We start from the raw sequence: 17,817 nt of genomic DNA, 5'->3' as shown, positions 1-17,817 counted from the left end.
GAGGAAGTCATCATGAAACGGACATTCGATTTCACAATCAGCCTAGTCGCGATTCTCATCTTACTCCCCGTTTACCTGTTCGTCGCCTTGTTCATTTATACGAAGCTCGGTCGACCGATTTTCTTCAATCAAGTTCGTCCTGGTTATCACGGACAGTTATTTAAAATTTATAAATTCCGGACGATGTCGAACGAGACGGATGCGGATGGCCTCTTACTCCCAGACGAACAACGGATCCCGCACGCGATGGAATGGATTCGGCGGCTCAGCTTGGATGAAATCCCACAATTCTTCAATATCGTCCGCGGTCAGATGAGTTTCGTCGGACCGCGTCCGCTCCTCGTCAGTTACTTGAACCACTATTCGAAAGAGCAGATGACGCGGCATGATGTGTTGCCTGGACTAACCGGTTGGGCACAAATTCATGGACGGAACGCGACGACGTGGCAAGAACGGCTCGAACAAGACCAATGGTATGCGGCGCATCAGACGTTTCGTCTCGATCTCTATATTCTTTTGAAGACAGTAAAAATCGTCGTCTCCTCAGAAGGGAACTCGACGGAACATCAGACGGGGATGGGCGAGTTCAAAGGACTTGACGGAGGTGTTCCCCATGATGTCGTTAAGCGATGAACGACTCATCCATGATCCGACCGAATGGGACGCACTCGTCAGTCAGTATCACCTCGATTGTTATTACGAACATGCCTACTTCGCACTTGAAGAAGTAGGCACCCCGGAGATGTTCTTCTATCCGACGGAATTCGGGACATTGATTTATCCTTACTTGAAACGACCGATTGATGGGACGTCATATCACGACATCACGACACCCTACGGATACGGGGGACCGATTTTCGTTGGGCTTTGGTCACTCGATCAAATCCGCGAAGTCCGTCAACATTTTCTCGACTATTGTCGTACGGAACAGATCATCACAGAAACGATTCGGTTCCATCCGCTCTTGCAAAACGTCGAACTGGGAAAGCATTGGTGTCGTTCGACGCAGCGACTCCAATCGACCGTGACGGTGGAGCTGACGGATTCATATGAAGCGATTCTCGGTGGCTTTTCAAAAATGACACGGCGCAATGTACGAAAAGCAATCCGGGAAGGCGTCACGATCCGTGTCGCCGCACCGGCCGAGTACGAGAAATTCAAACACCTCTATCGCCTGACGATGGATAAGCACGAGGCAGCACCACGGTATTACTTTACGGATGAATACTTTAAACAGCTGTTATCAGGAACACTCGACGCTGAAGTATTGGTTGCAGAATTAAATGGTCACATCATCGCCGGGTGCATCGTCTTATATGGAAGTCGTTTCGCCCATTATCACCTCGGGGCGTCTGATCCGAGCCAGTTAAAGGTTCGACCGAATCAGTTGTTATTCGCAGAGATGATGCGACGTGCAAAGGAGAAAGGTATGGTTGCGATGCATCTTGGGGGAGGCACTTCACAAGATGCATCAGACAGCCTTTTATTATATAAACGTTCCTTTAGTGGAGGAGCGCATACGTTCTTTTCGATCGGGACGTCGATTCTTGACGAAGTGGCGTATGAACAATTGAACCGAGCGTTTTTAACGCAGTACCCGTCAGCGAACGATTGTAAGTGGTTTCCCGTCTATCGCACACCGATCCGTCACTTGTCATCAAGAGGGGAGGAAACATCATGAAACAAATCCCACTATCGATCCCACATCTCAGTGGCCAAGAAGCACGCTATGTCACGGAAGCACTCGAAACGAACTGGGTTGCACCACTCGGACCGAACGTTGAAGCCTTTGAAGCGGGGATGCGCGCATATACCAAAACAGAGGCAGCCCTCGCGACAAGTAGTGGAACGGCAGCGATTCACCTCGCCTTGGCGACACTCGGTGTGACGACGGGCGACGATGTTTTCTGTCAGTCGTTGACGTTCGTTGCTTCCGTCAACCCGATTCGTTACGTCGGTGCCCGCCCTGTCCTGATTGATTCGGAAGAGGAGACGTGGAACATGTCACCCGCGGCACTCCGGCGAGCCATGATTCAAGCCGCGACACGCGGACGCCTGCCGAAAGCCGTCATCGTCGTCCATTTATACGGGGTCGTCGCAAAGATTGAAGAGTTGAGTGCGATTTGCGCCGAGTATGACGTTCCGTTGATTGAGGATGCAGCCGAATCACTCGGTTCGACGATCAACGGTCGAATGACTGGGACATTCGGGACGTTCGGAATTTATTCATTCAACGGTAACAAAATCATCACGACATCAAGTGGCGGAATGCTTGTCGCAAACGATCCGCATTTGATTGAACGGGCGTTTTATCTCTCGACGCAAGCTAGGCAACCGGTCCTTCATTATGAACATACAGAAGTCGGGTTTAATTACCGGATGAGTAATGTCTCAGCCGGCATCGGACGCGGACAACTCGAAGTCATCGAAGACCGCGTCGCGGCACGCCGGAAAATCTTTCAGAGATATACGCGGGCTTTCGACATGCTCGACGCCACACAGTACCAAGCAGAGATTGAAGGGAGTCGCGCCAATCGCTGGTTGACGGCTTTGACATTACCGGGAGGAATGGAACAACGGGATCAATTGATCATCCGCTTACAACAGGATCACATCGAGTCACGACCGGTTTGGAAACCGATGCACTTGCAACCGGTCTACCGGGATGTCCCGTTCATTACAAGTGACGGGATTGATGTCAGCGGTCGCTTGTTTGCTGAAGGACTTTGTCTGCCGTCCGCCTCACAGATGACGTTTACGGAACAAGCACTCGTAATTCGCTCCGTTCGTCAAGGTATTGTTGAGGATGTTCGACGCAACGTTCGGCTATGAATGTGTGGGAGGGAGACATCGTGATGAGCGATATGGAGGAAGCGATCGAAGCACTCCGTCTCGCTGCGAACGGGAAGAATGAACTGACGGCAAATACCTATTTTCGTTGGCAACTGAATACCCAGTATCCGACCGTCGCGGAAATCCTGATGTTATTTGGGTCTTGGCAAATCGCGCTGGAACGCGCTGAAATCGGGCAAATCCGAGTGGTTTATACAAAATCCGACATCATCGAGGCATTACGAGCGGCGAAAGCGGAACTCGAACCATTCACGAGTGCGACATATCGTGAGTGGGCGCAACGGCATCAGGCGCCGAGCTTGACCGATATCGTCCATCAATTCAACTCGTGGCAGCAGGCATTATCAGAAGCAGACATTTTGAAGGAACGGGTCCAGGAGATGGAGCGTCGGATCATCGAATCATTACTGGAAGCGCAGGAAGCATTACCTACATTAACGAGTCAAGCCTATACGAAATGGGCGGTCGGAAAAAATCGGCCGACGGTAGCGACAATCGCACGACGGTACGGTTCATGGACGAATGCGCTAGAAATCATCGGCATCGAACTTCCGCGAAAACGGTGGACGGAAGAGGAAGTATTGCTCGTGCTAGGGCGAGCAATACACGAGACGGAGCATTTGACGATTGCGAGCTACCAACGTTTTAGCGAAGGACAGGACGTACCGAGTATTGGTGTCATCACATCCCTGTTCGGGAGTTGGAGCAATGCAATCATGGTGCTTATGAACCAACAAGATTCGTAAATCGACTTGATTCGAAGGGGATGGAGATATGAAAAAATGGAAGTGGATTGTCTTGACGGTCATTGGCATCGGATTGCTCGTTCTCTTCGGATCAGGTGGGTATGTCTACCATCAAGCGAGTCAGACGCTCGAAGACGTCCAGTTGCCGGTCGAGGCAAGTGTCGAAGCGATTGAAGCGGTCGAACAAGAACGAACGATTTCCTTTCTCTTGCTCGGGGTCGACCAGCATGGAGATGAGGCGGGACGGAGCGATACGATCATCGTCGCAACGATTGATCCTGCGAGTGGGGAAAGTAAGATGCTCAGCATACCTCGTGACTTGAAAACAGAAATCATCGGAAATGGCTCACACGATAAAATCAATCATGCCTATGCTTTCGGGGGGCCTGAAATGGCAATCGATACGGTCGAGAACCTACTCGATATCCGAATCGATTACTTTGCTGAAATCAATCTCGAGGGTTTTACGGATCTTGTTGACGCAGTTGACGGTGTCCGTGTTACGAATGACATCGATTTTTCGTATTACGAGATGCAGTTTCCGGTAGGGCAGCTCGACTTGAACGGAAAAGAAGCGTTGGCCTATGCACGGATGCGCTACGACGATCCTCGAGGAGACTTCGGTCGTCAAATCCGTCAACGTCAAGTCGTTCAGGCTGTCGCAGACAAATTGACGGCAGATTTTTCGCTCAGTCGCTTTAACGACGTACTCAGCGTGCTCGGTGAAAACGTCAAGACGAACGTCCCGTTTCCGGTCGTCCGGAAAATTGCGTTAGACTACCGTGATGCTTTGAAGAACGTCGAGACGTTATCGCTCGAGGGAAGTGGTGGAATCGAGTCGGATCAGATTTATTACTGGCATCCGACGGCGGAGTCACTGAAAGAGGTACAAACGAGTTTGCAACAATCGTTGAGATAGAGCGGGGTTTTAAAGTGAACGGTGTCTGGGTTTTTGCTTGGGATCAAGACATCTTCCGAATCGGAAAGTGGAGTTAAGTGGCGGGAAAGATTGTAGTAGATCGATGTAAGCGGTACAAAAGATTCTTGCTTCCCGTGCTTTCCTCGGGTGAGGCGCAAGCCGTTGCTCCTTTCCCTTACAGGTCAAGGTGCAGGGTCTCGCCTGCCTCTGACAGCACAAGTCACCTTGTGCTTTTTCCCGTAGGAGTCACGATGAAGCGAATCTTTTTAGCTTTTCTGATAGAAGGAAACCCAAGGATTGAGTGGTGCGAAATGGAATGTCTTATGCGTCAAAAACGTAGTTGATCGATGTAAGTGGTACAAAAGATTCTTGCTTCCCGTGCTTTCCTCGGGCGAGGCGCAAGCCGTTGCTCCTTTCCCTTACAGGTCAAGGTGCAGGGTCTCGCCTGCCTCTGACAGCACAAGTCATCTTGTGCTTTTTCCCGTAGGAGTCACGATGAAGCGAATCTTTTTAGCTTTCCGAATAAAAGGAGACCTTACGAACCAAAAAACGTAGCTGATCAATGCAAGTGGTGCGAAAGATTCTTGCTTCCCGTGCTTTCCTCGGGCGAGGCGCAAGCCGTTGCCCCTCTCCCTTACAGGTCAAGGTGCAGGGTCTCGCCTGCCTCTGACAGCGCAAGTCACCTTGCGCTTTTTCCCGTAGGAGTCACGATGAAGCAAATCTTTTTAGCTTTTCTGATAGAAGGAAACACTAAAAAGCCTGTGATGCGTCGCGTTTCCTGACACGAATCGCTTGCGAGCGAAAGAGCAAGAAGGAGCGACCCTGCAGTGAAACGAAGCGGCGCGAAAGCTTGCCGCTCGGAGACGATTCGGGAAGAGAATGCGCGACGAGAAACGCGGATATCTTACGAACCAAAAAACGCGCTATTCCCTGTAAGCGTCAAGGGAACAGCGCGTTTTGTAGTAGCATGTGTCGGACATCATGATTGGACGGGTCGGCGAAGCGGCCACAATTTCAAGGCCGAGTAAACAAAGTAGAGAACGGTCACGATGGCAGCTGCGCTCCATAACAGTTGGTAGCTGCTTCCTGTCGTACCGAAACGAAGTCCGACGAGTGCAGGTACGATCAACGTCAACCAGCTGAGGACGAGTGCGACGCGTGCCGTCAATGCATCGACATTGCGGTTCAGTCCCATTCCGATGAAGAACATCGACCATAAGAGTGTCCAGAACAACCACGTCGTTCCGCTCATCCAGTCGCCTGCGCTAAAGCTGACGCCGGCATAGAAAAATGCGGCGATGGCGACGAACAGGGAAAACCAGCCGACGCCGCTCCCGTCGAGTCCGAAGATGAACGTGATGCCGACATACAGATACGTAAAGGCAAACAAATAAATGCTCGCATAGCCGAACGTCAAGATCGGATCACCTGCTGCACCGATGACGAGCAACGTCGCAACGAACGTTTGTAGTAATCCTGTCAACAAACTGAAGACACCGGCACTCTTTAAATCAACTTTTCCAAACAAGGACAAACTATTTAAAAAGAGCGCAACGCCCCCAAATAATAAACTTACATTTCCCACGGTCATACCTCCATTGAGACGTCAGACGTCTGATTGTGCTTTAACCATATGATGAATTCGCTTCCAATGCAAGTGAAATTTTAAAGGGAATCGGAACAAAAAAATCCCCTAGAAGCGTTTCCGAAGAAAGTCTCTTAGGGGACGGGCGATTAACGGTTTAAAACAGCGCGTAATGTCGTTTCAGTTTGTGGAAGTGTTCCTTTCAACGTAACGAGGCCGTAGCGCGTCGAACCTTTTTTAATGAAGAAGACACGCGTATAGGCAGATTCTGGTGTATACCCCGTCTTACTCGCATAGACACGCGATTCGTTTGGAAGCGACGTGTTCGTATGGTACCACGTCAACGTCCGGGCGTATGGTCCTTTGACGGTCGTTTTGTATGATTTTCGGCCACTGACGTCCATCAAGTAATGGTACTTAGCATACGTGTTAGCGAGTTTTTGCATGTCTGCTGCTGTCGTATAGTGACTCGCATGATAGAAGCCGTGCGGATTCATGAAGTGACTTGACGCCATACCGATTGTTTTGGCACGACTGTTCATCAACGAGACGAACTTTGATTCAGAACCTGCCGTACGGATGGCGATGGCTTTTGCAGCGTCATTGCCGGAGCGAATCAACATCCCGTTCAACAGTTGACGGAGTGTGACTTTGTCACCCGAACGGAATCCAGCCGTGCTGCTTCCGGCAGGAACGGCGAGCATAGAGTAGGTCAAAGTGAACGTTTGATCGAGCGTTCCTTTTTTGGCAGCGGCGTCATAAGCGACGAGGGCCGTCAACAGTTTTGTCGTGCTTGCCGGATAACGGCGTGTCGTACTGGCTTTTGACAGTTCATAACTTGAGGAGCCGAGTTTGAAATAACGCATCGAGGCGACGGGATAACTACTTGAAGTCGCAGGTGCACTTGTCGAGATTTTTTTCGCGACCTGACTCGAGACGTAATAATAGTTCACTTTCCCTTTTACTTTGTACCAACCATTCGAATAGGAAACGGCATTAAACTTCGAGTTGTATGTAGCGAGCCGTTTAATATTTTTAGAGGACGCGGTGCTTGGTGACGTACGGACGTTCGCACCATACTTCGAGTAGACGATGATTTTATACGTTTTCGTCGAACTTGCCGTGACTTTTTTCGCGACTTGATTCGAAAGGTAACGGTACGCACTACCATCTTTGATTTTGTACCAACCGTTTGAGTACGAGACTGCTGTGAACTTCGCTTTGTACGGAGCGCGACGCGTGATGGTCGCTGATGAACTCGTGCTCGGCTTCGTTCGGACGTTCGCCCCGATCGTCGAAGTGACGACGACCTGGTAACTGGCAGCTTGTGCGGGTAATGCCGGAAGACATAGGGCGACGAGCAGTAACAGTGTCAGTCCAATTCTGAGCGATACTTTCATAAAAATCTCATTCCCTCCTTGTTCAAATATGTCTCTAGCATAAAACAAAAAAAGGAAATTCTCTTTTTTTTCAAAAAACTAGAATTTTCTACACGCCAGGTATGAAACTACGTATCATAGGGAATGAGTAGAACAGAAAGAACTGAGGGGGATTTATTCATGAAAATTGCAGTCATTGGTCTTGGGGATATTGCACAAAAAGCGTACTTACCGGTCTACGCGGAGCGGTCCGACTTAGACATTTATCTTGTCTCGGAAAATCAAGACAAGGCGAAGCAACTGTGTGATGCGTATCGTTTTGCCGGGACACTGACATCGATTGATCAGTTAACGGAAGCAGGCATTGGCGTGGCGATGATTCATTCGGCGACGAAAGTGCACGCGATGCAAGCGAAACAACTGCTCGAAGCAGGCATCCATGTCTACATCGATAAGCCCGTTTCGATGGAAATCGAGGAAATTCGTGAGCTGACACGATTAGCAGGGGAGAAAGGCTTACACTTCATCACAGGATTCAATCGACGTTTCGCGTCGGCACACCGGACGTTATTAGAAGTCGAACAACCGAATCTAATCGTCATGCAAAAAAATCGGATTTCGTTCATTGAAGATGCGAAACCATTCATTTTTGACGACTTTGTCCATGTCGTCGATACGTTACGTTTTTTGACAGGGTGCGGTAAAATCGAAAACTTGAGTGTCCGCGGGAAAAAGGTCGACGACTTACTGCATCACGTGACGATCCAGTTCGAAGCGAACGGGATCACGGCAATCGGAATCATGAACCGGAATAATGGTGTGACAGAAGAACGTGTCGAAGTCATGGGACCACATGAAAAACGGATTGCGACGGACGTGACGTCGGTCGATCAATTAACGAAAGCAGGCACGCTCCGTCGTCCGCTTGACAACTGGGAAGCGACACTCAAGCGGCGCGGATTCGTCGAGATGGTCGATGCATTTATTGCGAGCGTTAATGGTGAACCGTCATCGTCCGTTACAGCGGAAGACAGCTTGGCGACCCATGAATTATGTGCGGAAATCGTCGCCAAGTTATAAAAAATTACACGACATTTCTTGTTCACGTTATGTTGGCAGACGAATGGGACTATTCCAGCTATCGGAATAGTCCCATTTTGTCATCTGTCTGTTTACGCATCATCTTTTAGTTGCTTCAAGTAATAAATCCGTTTTCCGCCGGGGCCTTCATATGTGATTTTTAAGGTCGTGCGGATGAAGCGGTAAGAGATGACACCTTCTGATAAAGGGACGCGGGCCGTCAAATCTGGTTCAAAACGGATTTCATCTGTTCCTTGCCGGGGTGCTTCTTTCATGCCGAAGTCATCATAGAGGAAGGTCGCAATCAGGGAGTGTTCGTCATCGAATCGAATTTCGATGTCGCCTTGTCCGTCAAATTTTTCTTCGGACACTCCTGTATCCAACAGACTGCGATCGACTCGGTAGGTCGCTTCGAGGCGCGACAGGTCCTGTAACAACGCATCGACACCGAGACGGATTGAGACGGCCCGTTCACGAACGGTATGGTCATCCGGAAGATTAAGCTGTTCAATTTTTTTTGAGATGGTTACGACATCCTGCAAACGATAGCTGGCTAATGCCTGTTCGAGCTGCACCATCAAACGGGCGGGCTCGTTCATCTCGTCTTGATCGGTCGATAAATCGACCGCTTTTGTATATTGATTGTTGTCGAGCTCATCTTGAATCTGTGTTGGATCTGATGTACAGCCGATCAAAAAGAAGGGCACCAATAAGAGCAATCGTTTCATGTGTTGACCTTCTTTCGCGTGATGGTCGTGATTTGAAGGTGGTCGGTATGCAGACGAACCGTATAGTGAACGTCATACGTCACGAACTGATTTTCCGGAACGGTAGCGATCTTATACGTTTCTGTCGTCTCGACTTCGAACGTCGTCCCTTTTGAATGGAACTGATCGAAATCAATCGTATGCGGGAGTGGCGTGATTGGATGATCGCTTACGGCGACAATTGCGCGAAGGGCATCGAACTCTGACTGGAATGCCTCAAGCGTTGTGAACTGAATCGCGGCAAACGTTTCAAGCGAGTCATTTGCTGCTGAGTACGTCACGAGCTCCGGAATTGTTTGTGTATATTGGCGAACGAATTTTAGGACTTCATATGAAGTCGGTGGATTCTCTTTTGAATACGTTTGATTATAAGCACTGTCCTCATCTGTCCATTCAGATAAGGCGATTGGTTGGACGTTCGACGGATTGTCAATCTTCGTTGCCGTCGTCGGACCAAACCAAGACCAGGCACCGAAAGAGATGACGAAAACCGTCATGACAGCAATCGTCCAAAGCAGAGGATGTCGTTTCTTTGATACGTGTGACGATGAAGTGGATGACATATGTAATCGTTTTTTTTCAGTCACAGGATGCTGGCAATGGGAGCAAGCTGTATCCTGTGATTTTAAAGGTGTTCCACAAAGCGAACAGCGTTCCATGCGACAGACCTCCTGTAAGAAAATAATTTCTTCAAACAAATAAATATTATGAAAATTAAGTCCATAATAACATTAACTGGAAGCGGAATCAAAAAACGATGTCCGATTGAATCAAAAACGTCAGGAGGGATAACGGATGCATCATTTTATCAAAATCAGGCGAGAATACGCCCACTTCTAAACAATCAGGGTGAAGCTCGAGTGAAAGTGGGAGATGAATCGCCAGCCTGCTTTTCGGGTATATTCTTTTTGAAGGAGGTGAAAAATCTTGTTGACTCACAAGGCCTACAAATTCAGAATCTATCCGACAAAAGAGCAGGAAATCCTGATTGCGAAGACGATTGGTTGTTCGCGCTTCGTCTTCAATCACTTTTTGGCGAAGTGGGATGAGACATACAAAATGACAGGAAAAGGACTGTCTTACGGTTCTTGTTCGAAAGAAATTCCGATGTTGAAGCAGGCGTTCGACTGGCTGAAGGAAGTCGATAGCACGTCTGTTCAAGCGAGCGTCAAACATCTTGCCGATGCCTTTGACCGCTTCTTTAAGAAGCAGAACGAACGACCCCGCTTCAAGTCAAAGTGCAACCCTGTTCAATCGTATAAGACGAACATTCAGGGCAAGTCTCAACTTCCAGAAGTCTCGATCGTTGGCGCCAAAATCAAAATTCCAAAGCTGAAGTGGGTGCGCTTCGCTAATTCGAGGCAGGTCGTCGGACGCATCTTGAACGCGACCATCCGGCGGAACGCTTCAGGAAAATACTTCGTCTCCCTGCTCGTCGAGCAGGAGAGCAATGAAATGCCGAAGACGGGTTCATCCGTCGGCGTCGATGTCGGGTTGAAGCACTTCGCCATCCTGTCGGACGGCACGGTGTACAAGAATGACCGTTACTTCCGTTCGCTTGAGAAAAAGCTGGCACGTGAACAACGTAAACTCTCTCGTCGTCAACGGTTGGCCTTGGACAAGAAAGGAACACTTTCCGAGGCGAAGAACTATCAGAAGCAGAAGCGGAAGGTCGCCCGCATCCACGAGAAGATCGCCAACAAGCGAACCGATTTCCTGCACAAGGTATCGACCGAGATCGTCAAAAACCACGACGTCATCGGCATCGAGACCTTGCAGGTGAAGACCATGCAGAAGAATCGCAAGTTGAGCAAGTCCATCTCCGAGGTCAGTTGGTCGGAGTTCTTCCGCATGCTCGGATACAAGGCGGGATGGTACGGAAAGACCGTCGTGAAAGTCGGCAAGACCTTCGCCTCTAGTCAACTGTGTTCCAGTTGCGGACATCAACACAAAGACGTGAAACATCTTGGATTGCGTGAATGGACATGTCCGAGTTGCGGGATCCATCACGACCGGGATGTGAACGCAGGATTGAATCTTAAACAAGAAGCAGAACGCCTCTTAGCTTCTTCAACCGTCGGGACGACGGGGTTAGCCTGATCAATTTTCGACCGTTAGGTCGGATCACTCAGGAATCCTCCACCTCTAAGCGAAGCGTAGGTGGAGGTAGTTCAACATCAGCGATAGTTTCAAAGGCAGTTTGACATCGGAGGAAGTAGCGTTGGCCGTCCAAAACGGGATTTTACAAGGGGATCGAGAGGCGACGATTGACTGGAGCCCGGGAGCAGATGGAGGAGAAGGAACACTTGAGATGCTGTTTGCGAACGGCTTTGTTCAAGCAGAAGCAGAAACAATCGATTTAGCAGGTCGTCCGATTCGGGCACAATATACCAGGAAAAATGAACAAGCCATCATCGAGGTGGCGAGAGTTTGTGGTCTTGGACAGGTTAGAGCAACCGATTTGCCGATCACTCTTCATACGAGAGGCGTCGGGCGACTCGTGCTCCGCGCGATGGATGCAGGGGTAACAGAAATTTTTTTGACACTCGGTGGGACAGGGACGACGGATGGAGGGCTTGGATTTTTGTATGAACTCGGTGCAATGTTGCTTGACGGACGAAGTCAACCGATTACTTGGACGGACAACCCTTTACTCGAGACGGAACACATCATCTTGCCAAAGCTTGCCGTCAAACTTCACGTGTTGGCAGATGTAACAGCTGCTTATGCCGGAAAGCACGGGGCAGCGAAAGTATTCGGACTACAAAAGGGATTGACGGCGCGAGAGATTGATGTGCTCGATGTTCATCTCGAACGAATCGGTAACATACTCGGTGTCAACGAAGTCGCAGGTGCTGGTGCTGCAGGCGGGTTAGGTGGAGCTGCTGCGGCATTAGGGGCGGATATCTTTTCCGGAGCACTCTTTTTGTTGAATCAGATTAAGTTTGATCAACGGCTCGAAGCGGCAGATTACGTCTGGACAGGGGAAGGGAAAGTGGATGCGCAAACGGCACTAGGGAAGTTACCCGCAATCGTCGCCGAGCGGGCGAACGAAGCTTTAGTACCATGCGTGATACTTGCTGGTCATGTCGAACGTCCATACGCGCCAGCTTTAATCTGTGAATCGATTCATGATGCTGACGAATACGTCACGTTAGACAGCGAATTATCCCGTTTGCGTCTCGCTCGTCGTGCTGAGCAAATCACGCGTCGATTAAATACGTGAATTCGAAATCTTAGCACGATTTTCAAAGAATAGGAATGAAGCCTGTCTAAGCTGGGTAAAAGACTATATATTACCATATCATTTGGAAGGCAGGTCACATTCATGATCAATCAATCGATTCAACTGTCATTTCGTCAAGTGCGGGCACTCGTCGAACATACACTATTATTATTTAAAGAGCTGGACCAGCAGTTGGCGAATCGTGGGTACGAACCGATTCTTCCTGATCTTGTACAGACCGAGCATGGCTTAAGCATCCATCAGACAAAAGATAGTGCCGAGTCACTTGTCCCACATTTTTTGACGCGGTCGTACATCCGACAAAATGACAAGCACGTCCAACATGCGCTCGTCGTGTCTGTCCAATATACGCACCCGCTCCATGAGCGATTTGACCCCGTCGTACTGGTCGGCGACGTCGCGTTCAAACAACCGAAGCAGGTCGTGAAGTTGTTGACGGACAAACCGTGGTTATTAAAGTATGCCGCGTTTGAGTCGACGATCGCCAGTTCATTTGAACCGACGGGCGAACGCTTCAGCACGCAGCCGATTGAAGAAATTGAACGACTTGACGTCTGGGGACATTCGTTTACAGAAATGCGTGATGTCGAGGACGTGACACGTCTCGCGGAAGAGATGATTAAAGGACACCTTGAACCGGGCACACCTTAAATAGAAAAGACCACTGGTCAGATTCACTGAAGAATCCGGCCGGTGGTCTTTTCGTGTTCAGACACGAACGAGTAAGCGTTCGATGGCTGCTGTCAAATCAGTTGGGTTCGTCTTCGGTGAGAAGCGTGTCACTTCACCATCTCGCGTGACGAGGAACTTCGTGAAGTTCCATTCGACGTCGTCCGCACCGTCTGCGTTTGGTGCGGCTGCTTTTAGTTCGGCGAATAAGGGATGGGTCTGTTCACCATTGACTTCGACTTTTGAGAAGACAGGGAACGTGACACCGTAGTTGATTTGGCAAAATTCTTGGATTTCTTCATCCGTGCCCGGATCCTGCTCAGCAAATTGATTACACGGGAAACCGAGAACGACGAGGCCCTGATCGCGATACGTTTGATGCAACTGTTCGAGTCCTTCGAATTGTGGCGTCAAGCCGCATTTACTGGCGGTATTGACGATCAGCCAAGCTTGTCCTTTGTAGTCGTCTAACGTCGCTGTCGTACCGTCGACGCGTGTGAATGAGTGTTCGTGTAACAAAAAAATTCCCCCTTAACCTGTCTTACCTAACAGTGTACCAAATGAATGTCTGAAGCGCCGAAAACGTAAACTTTCAGATGACAGTTCCGTCACAAAGCATCGTCAATCCCGTGTCACTGCCCCACAAGCGGCCTGATCTTTGTTAGAATGGTAAGCGAGTATGGAAGGAAAGGAGAGATGCCACATGAGAAAAATGTTGAAACAATCGCGTCATGTCATGATCGCGACGCTCTGTCTCGTACTGGTCGCAAGTTGTATTACGTTGTTGACCCTTGGATTCGAACGCGATATTGTGATTCTTGTTTCTGGAGTGGTTGCCCTGTGGGTGACGATGCTAGCTCCTTTGACGGTCCAAGCTAAAATGAATGAGCAATCATAATCATCGGTCAAAGAAAAAACGCTGTTTCCGCAATGACGGGAACAGCGTTTTTTTGTTGCGAAGCAAAGTCGTGCTTATCGTGCAAAAACTGGAATATCGAAGACGGCCGTATAACTGTCCATCTGTTGATAGAGGTTATAGAGTTGGTACGTCTGTTTAACGGCCCAGCCCATGTCTGTTGCATATTGATGGGAACCAGGGCGCGTCGGACTCCAGCGCATTTTGTAAAGCGTGTTTTGGTCGTAGGCATTATGGATGTACTTCGTGCTAATGAACTCCGCACCACCAATGATCGCTGCTTCCGGTGTGAACCAGCCTTGGCTGTACGCGTAAGCTGCGCCAGTATTGATCGCATCATAGTCATATGCACCGATTCCGTACATGTTGTAGACTTTACGTCCGTTCCATGTCACACCCATCGCGAGTGTCGACGTGCCGTTGCCCGTCTCAAGCATCGCATGCGAGATGAGGTATGCTTCATTGACTGCATATTTTGAACCTGCGTCGATGAAAGCTTGTCCGCAACTTCCTGTCGTACATTTTGCAAAGATGCCTTTTGAACCGATGACTTTATCGAGCGTCGCGGCAGAAGCACCCGTCGACTTCGATAAATCAAGGAATTGATAGAATGATTGTGAGTTACGGTCGACCTTCAATGGATCAGCGATATCACGGACGTCTGACTCGAGTGCATTTAACCACTGGATTGTCGAGTAGTTCGAAGATGAACTGTAGACGCGTGGATACGTCGTATAGAAACCGCTGACGTTTTGATAGACCTTAATTAAATTGTTTGGTTTGAACTGACCATAGATGTGACTCGCTGTCGTCGCGCCTGAGCGGATGTTGAGCGGTGTCGTCGCTGTGACGCTTGCAAGCGTTCCGTAAACGGGATCGAGTCCACCACCGAGTCGGACGTAACCAGCACTGACATACATGATCTTATTTTTGTACAGATCTGTTTGTGGTGATGGATACAATTTCATTTGTGCACTGATGAAACTGTCGAACGTGTACGGTGTCGCAACTGAGTTGTAGACGTTCAATTTCGATGATGTCGTGACGAGTGTGCCATTATACGCATAGCCTGTTTTACCATCGTAACTGATTCGATACCAGCTTCCGATTTGGCCAGTTACTGTAAGAACATGATTTTTAGGGATTGTTCTTAATACATTGTACGAATCACCAACGTAAGAACGAAGTGACGTTGTTGATGTAGCGCGAACATAAAACTTGTCTTTTGGGATATAACTGATGGGTGAAGTAGATTGACCAAGTTTGATATAACCAGTCTTTCCATTGACAGAGACTTTATGCCATTCAGAATTCATATAAGTCGTTATGAGCTGTGTCGTATAGTAGACGTTTCCAAAACCTAATGTTGCGATATTTGTTGCCTTATCATCAGGTGATGATTTGACGGCAATAGCACTGTTCAGCAAGAAGCGTGAACCTGTGATTTTTTTCGTTTCGAGATGCTCTTTCAGTGTAGCGCTCGAAGCATAACCCGTTTTGCCATTGTAAGTTACTTTGACCCATTCACCAATCTGTCCGCTTAGCGTCACGACTGTGTCAGTCGGAATCGTCGTGAGTGTTGCGTATGATGATCCAGCGTACGAGCGAATTGGTGTTGCAGCTGTCGCTTCATACTGGTGTGAAGGTAAGCTGTTATATAAGATCGGTGTTCCTTGATTGATTTTGACATAACCTGTTTGTCCGTCGATTGACATACGGTGCCAGTTCTCATCGCGTCCATTCGTGACGAGCTGCGTCGTATAGTAGACGTTTCCAGCCGATAGTGTCTTGATCGTATCAGCAGTCGAATGATGACTTGCTTTGATTTCGACGGATTTCGATAAGATGAAGCGTGAAGAAGACAAGGATTGCTTCGTGATTAATTCCGTCATCGTAGCAGAGTCGGCATAACCCGTTTTTCCATCGAACGAGAGTTTGTACCACTCGTTGATTTTGCCTTTGATCGTTAAGATCGTTCCTGCCGGGATTGCTTTAATGACGTCGTAAGAACCGGCGTAAGAGCGGAGTGACGTCGTTGCGGTCGTCTTGACATTCAAGTCTTCTGACACATAAGAGACGGGCGTCCCTTGGTTGACAGGGATGTAACCTGTCTTACCATTTTTTGTGACACGGTGCCATTTAGCTGAGCCGTTTGTGACGGCTTCAGTCGTGTAATAAATGTCATCCTTGCTGAACGTCGCGACTGTCGTTGCTGACGATTTTGGTGAAGATTTGATGGCGACGTCAGTTGAAAGTTTGAAACGGACACCCGATATTTTTTCAGTCGTGACATGATCGGAAAACGTTGAAGCTGCTGCATAACCTGATTTGCCATCATACGTGATTTTGTACCAGCTGCCGATTTGACCTTTAATTGCGATGACCGTACCCGTCGGAATCGTTTTGACGGTCACATATGAAGGACCGGCATAGGAACGAAGTGCCGTCGGAGCAGTCGTTTTTAAGGAGAGATCCGTCAGTGCTTTATAAGCGATCGACGTTCCTTGATTGATTTTGACATACCCAGTCTGACCATCTTTTGATACTTTGTGCCATTGTTCGCCAATCGCGTTCGTCACCAAGTATTTTGTATAGTAGACATCACCTGAGTGGAATGTCGCTTTTGTAGAGCTCGTACTGGATGGGGTCGCTTTAATTTCAAGCGACTTCGTCATCATGAAACGAGAAGAAGCGATTTTAGCAGTCGACGTATACTCAGTGAGTGCCGTCGTTAACACATAGCCTGTTTTTCCGTTGTATGTAACACGGTGATAGAGACCTGATTTAACGGTCGATTTGACGAGAGTACCGCTTGGGATCGTCAAAAGCGATTTTTTACTTAAGTCCGTCGCATCATAAAGCGACGTCGTGAGCTTTAATTTGAACGTTGTTTCTTGGATTGTCGTGACGTTTTGTTTAGAGGCGCCAAGGAATGCCTCTTTGTACATATAACCGGATTTTCCGGCATAGGACACTTTGAACCAATCCCCAATGCGACCTGTCGTCTTTAAGGACGTCCCGCTCGGAACGACGAGTTCACGCGGGAAGCCTGTTCCTGCGTATTGACGAAGGCTGTAGGCATCGGTCGTCTCATACGTCTTATCCGTCAAACGTTGATAACTGATTGAATTTGCGTTGAGCGCTTGAATGTAGCTTGTCTTTCCATCGTACATGACGCGATACCAAACTTCGCCGTAAGGATTGATAACCTTTTGAGAAGTGTAGTATGAATCGTTAGCATTCAATGTTGTAATTACTTTGGACGTTTTAACAGCAGATTGATAAAGACTCATTTGTTTTGAAATAATGAATCGTTGCCCGCTGATTGATTGTTTTTTATAGTAGAACGTTAGATATTTTGACGCGACGTATCCCGTTTTTCCACCATGGGATATTTTTTTGAAATCTCCAGAAGAGGATTCATAAGTGGATGAAACGATTGTTCCGGTCTTGATCGTCAACAAGCGTTTCCGGGAAGATGTCGTCTTGTCGTACAGATACGCATCGGTAGACAGGCGATAAGTCGTTGCTTTCGTCGTGGCAGCTTCAGGCGTAGGGATGTATGTAAATAATACGCCGAGGACCATAATGAAGCTAACAATCATCTTCAAGGGTTTGGTGAATAGTGTCGTGTTCAAAGAATAATTCCTCCTATT

General features: G+C 48.5%; 16 protein-coding genes. 10 read left to right on the top strand and 6 right to left on the bottom strand.

The features are described from left to right. Positions 1-12 precede the first annotated feature (12 nt). From AC0VYQ_RS13130 to AC0VYQ_RS13110, 5 genes are read left to right on the top strand one after another with little or no spacing between them, the layout of a single operon-like run. Positions 13-633: a sugar transferase gene (locus AC0VYQ_RS13130; RefSeq protein WP_214892723.1), complete on the top strand. Its 621-nt coding sequence runs from the start codon at positions 13-15 to the stop codon at positions 631-633. Beyond that, complete coding sequence (locus AC0VYQ_RS13125; protein WP_475403740.1) at positions 614-1,681, top strand: lipid II:glycine glycyltransferase FemX; 1,068 nt, start codon at positions 614-616, stop codon at positions 1,679-1,681. The genes AC0VYQ_RS13130 and AC0VYQ_RS13125 overlap by 20 nt, the downstream gene beginning before the upstream one ends. Continuing rightward, positions 1,678-2,832 carry an aminotransferase class I/II-fold pyridoxal phosphate-dependent enzyme gene (locus AC0VYQ_RS13120; RefSeq protein ID WP_159173133.1) on the top strand — a complete coding sequence of 385 codons (1,155 nt, stop codon included), beginning with the start codon at positions 1,678-1,680 and terminating at the stop codon, positions 2,830-2,832. Before AC0VYQ_RS13125 ends, AC0VYQ_RS13120 begins: the two co-directional genes overlap by 4 nt. A gap of 23 nt (positions 2,833-2,855) precedes the next feature. Continuing rightward, positions 2,856-3,599 (top strand): hypothetical protein, encoded by a 744-nt coding sequence (locus AC0VYQ_RS13115; RefSeq protein ID WP_475404760.1) that lies wholly within the window; start codon positions 2,856-2,858, stop codon positions 3,597-3,599. Positions 3,600-3,627: 28 nt separating this feature from the next. Beyond that, on the top strand, positions 3,628-4,518 hold the full coding sequence (locus AC0VYQ_RS13110; RefSeq protein WP_214892719.1) for an LCP family glycopolymer transferase: 891 nt from the start codon (positions 3,628-3,630) through the stop codon (positions 4,516-4,518). A 979-nt stretch (positions 4,519-5,497) separates the two neighbouring features. On the opposite strand, the gene AC0VYQ_RS13105 is transcribed toward AC0VYQ_RS13110, so the two are convergent. Together AC0VYQ_RS13105 and AC0VYQ_RS13100 are read right to left on the bottom strand one after the other, a co-directional pair. Further along, positions 5,498-6,109 carry an AmiS/UreI family transporter gene (locus AC0VYQ_RS13105; protein WP_475403739.1) on the bottom strand — a complete coding sequence of 204 codons (612 nt, stop codon included), beginning with the start codon at positions 6,107-6,109 and terminating at the stop codon, positions 5,498-5,500. 143 nt (positions 6,110-6,252) lie between these two features. Further along, positions 6,253-7,503 carry an SH3 domain-containing protein gene (locus tag AC0VYQ_RS13100; RefSeq protein WP_475403738.1) on the bottom strand — a complete coding sequence of 417 codons (1,251 nt, stop codon included), beginning with the start codon at positions 7,501-7,503 and terminating at the stop codon, positions 6,253-6,255. A 159-nt stretch (positions 7,504-7,662) separates the two neighbouring features. Between AC0VYQ_RS13100 and AC0VYQ_RS13095 the strand changes: the two genes are divergently transcribed. Then, the gene (locus tag AC0VYQ_RS13095; protein ID WP_215115763.1) at positions 7,663-8,562 is read left to right on the top strand and encodes a Gfo/Idh/MocA family protein; all 900 of its coding nucleotides are present in this window, start codon (positions 7,663-7,665) and stop codon (positions 8,560-8,562) included. A gap of 92 nt (positions 8,563-8,654) precedes the next feature. Here the strand turns inward: AC0VYQ_RS13095 and AC0VYQ_RS13090 are convergent, their stop codons facing one another. Then, positions 8,655-9,290: a hypothetical protein gene (locus tag AC0VYQ_RS13090; RefSeq protein WP_475403737.1), complete on the bottom strand. Its 636-nt coding sequence runs from the start codon at positions 9,288-9,290 to the stop codon at positions 8,655-8,657. Next, positions 9,287-9,988: a zinc ribbon domain-containing protein gene (locus AC0VYQ_RS13085; protein WP_475403736.1), complete on the bottom strand. Its 702-nt coding sequence runs from the start codon at positions 9,986-9,988 to the stop codon at positions 9,287-9,289. The genes AC0VYQ_RS13090 and AC0VYQ_RS13085 overlap by 4 nt, the downstream gene beginning before the upstream one ends. Positions 9,989-10,256: 268 nt before the next feature. On the opposite strand from AC0VYQ_RS13085, the gene tnpB reads away from it, so the two are divergent. From tnpB to AC0VYQ_RS13070, 3 genes are all read left to right on the top strand, one after another. Continuing rightward, positions 10,257-11,429 carry an IS200/IS605 family element RNA-guided endonuclease TnpB gene (gene tnpB / locus AC0VYQ_RS13080; RefSeq protein WP_475403735.1) on the top strand — a complete coding sequence of 391 codons (1,173 nt, stop codon included), beginning with the start codon at positions 10,257-10,259 and terminating at the stop codon, positions 11,427-11,429. A 76-nt stretch (positions 11,430-11,505) separates the two neighbouring features. Then, entirely contained in the window at positions 11,506-12,555 is a 1,050-nt protein-coding gene (locus tag AC0VYQ_RS13075; RefSeq protein ID WP_475404759.1) for a glycerate kinase, read from the top strand. 102 nt (positions 12,556-12,657) lie between these two features. Continuing rightward, positions 12,658-13,227 (top strand): hypothetical protein, encoded by a 570-nt coding sequence (locus AC0VYQ_RS13070; protein WP_088837869.1) that lies wholly within the window; start codon positions 12,658-12,660, stop codon positions 13,225-13,227. Between the two features lie 57 nt (positions 13,228-13,284). On the opposite strand, the gene AC0VYQ_RS13065 is transcribed toward AC0VYQ_RS13070, so the two are convergent. Further along, positions 13,285-13,764, bottom strand: a complete 480-nt coding sequence (locus tag AC0VYQ_RS13065) for a glutathione peroxidase (protein ID WP_215115758.1) — start codon at positions 13,762-13,764, stop codon at positions 13,285-13,287. Positions 13,765-13,948: 184 nt separating this feature from the next. Between AC0VYQ_RS13065 and AC0VYQ_RS13060 the strand changes: the two genes are divergently transcribed. Next, a complete protein-coding gene (locus AC0VYQ_RS13060; protein ID WP_088837867.1) occupies positions 13,949-14,143 on the top strand; it encodes a hypothetical protein in 195 nt (64 codons plus the stop codon). 74 nt (positions 14,144-14,217) lie between these two features. Here AC0VYQ_RS13060 and AC0VYQ_RS13055 read toward each other — a convergent pair whose 3' ends face one another. After that, the gene (locus tag AC0VYQ_RS13055) at positions 14,218-17,799 is read right to left on the bottom strand and encodes an SH3 domain-containing protein (RefSeq protein ID WP_475403734.1); all 3,582 of its coding nucleotides are present in this window, start codon (positions 17,797-17,799) and stop codon (positions 14,218-14,220) included. Positions 17,800-17,817 lie beyond the last annotated feature (18 nt).

This window comes from Exiguobacterium sp. QJM3NY_9, assembly GCF_056173545.1.
Note: the sequence above shows the minus strand (reverse complement) of the source record. Positions and strands in the feature narration are given on the sequence as shown.

Bases quoted from the DNA above. Each gene is read 5' to 3' on its own strand.
- AC0VYQ_RS13120 (WP_159173133.1), top strand. From the start codon at position 1,678: ATGAAACAAATCCCACTATCGATCCCACATCTCAGTGGCCAAGAAGCA.
- AC0VYQ_RS13115 (WP_475404760.1), top strand. From the start codon at position 2,856: ATGAGCGATATGGAGGAAGCGATCGAAGCACTCCGTCTCGCTGCGAAC.
- AC0VYQ_RS13125 (WP_475403740.1), top strand. From the start codon at position 614: ATGATGTCGTTAAGCGATGAACGACTCATCCATGATCCGACCGAATGG.
- AC0VYQ_RS13100 (WP_475403738.1), bottom strand. From the start codon at position 7,503: ATGAAAGTATCGCTCAGAATTGGACTGACACTGTTACTGCTCGTCGCC.
- AC0VYQ_RS13130 (WP_214892723.1), top strand. From the start codon at position 13: ATGAAACGGACATTCGATTTCACAATCAGCCTAGTCGCGATTCTCATC.
- AC0VYQ_RS13090 (WP_475403737.1), bottom strand. From the start codon at position 9,290: ATGAAACGATTGCTCTTATTGGTGCCCTTCTTTTTGATCGGCTGTACA.
- AC0VYQ_RS13070 (WP_088837869.1), top strand. From the start codon at position 12,658: ATGATCAATCAATCGATTCAACTGTCATTTCGTCAAGTGCGGGCACTC.
- AC0VYQ_RS13060 (WP_088837867.1), top strand. From the start codon at position 13,949: ATGAGAAAAATGTTGAAACAATCGCGTCATGTCATGATCGCGACGCTC.
- AC0VYQ_RS13110 (WP_214892719.1), top strand. From the start codon at position 3,628: ATGAAAAAATGGAAGTGGATTGTCTTGACGGTCATTGGCATCGGATTG.
- AC0VYQ_RS13105 (WP_475403739.1), bottom strand. From the start codon at position 6,109: ATGACCGTGGGAAATGTAAGTTTATTATTTGGGGGCGTTGCGCTCTTT.
- AC0VYQ_RS13095 (WP_215115763.1), top strand. From the start codon at position 7,663: ATGAAAATTGCAGTCATTGGTCTTGGGGATATTGCACAAAAAGCGTAC.
- AC0VYQ_RS13085 (WP_475403736.1), bottom strand. From the start codon at position 9,988: ATGGAACGCTGTTCGCTTTGTGGAACACCTTTAAAATCACAGGATACA.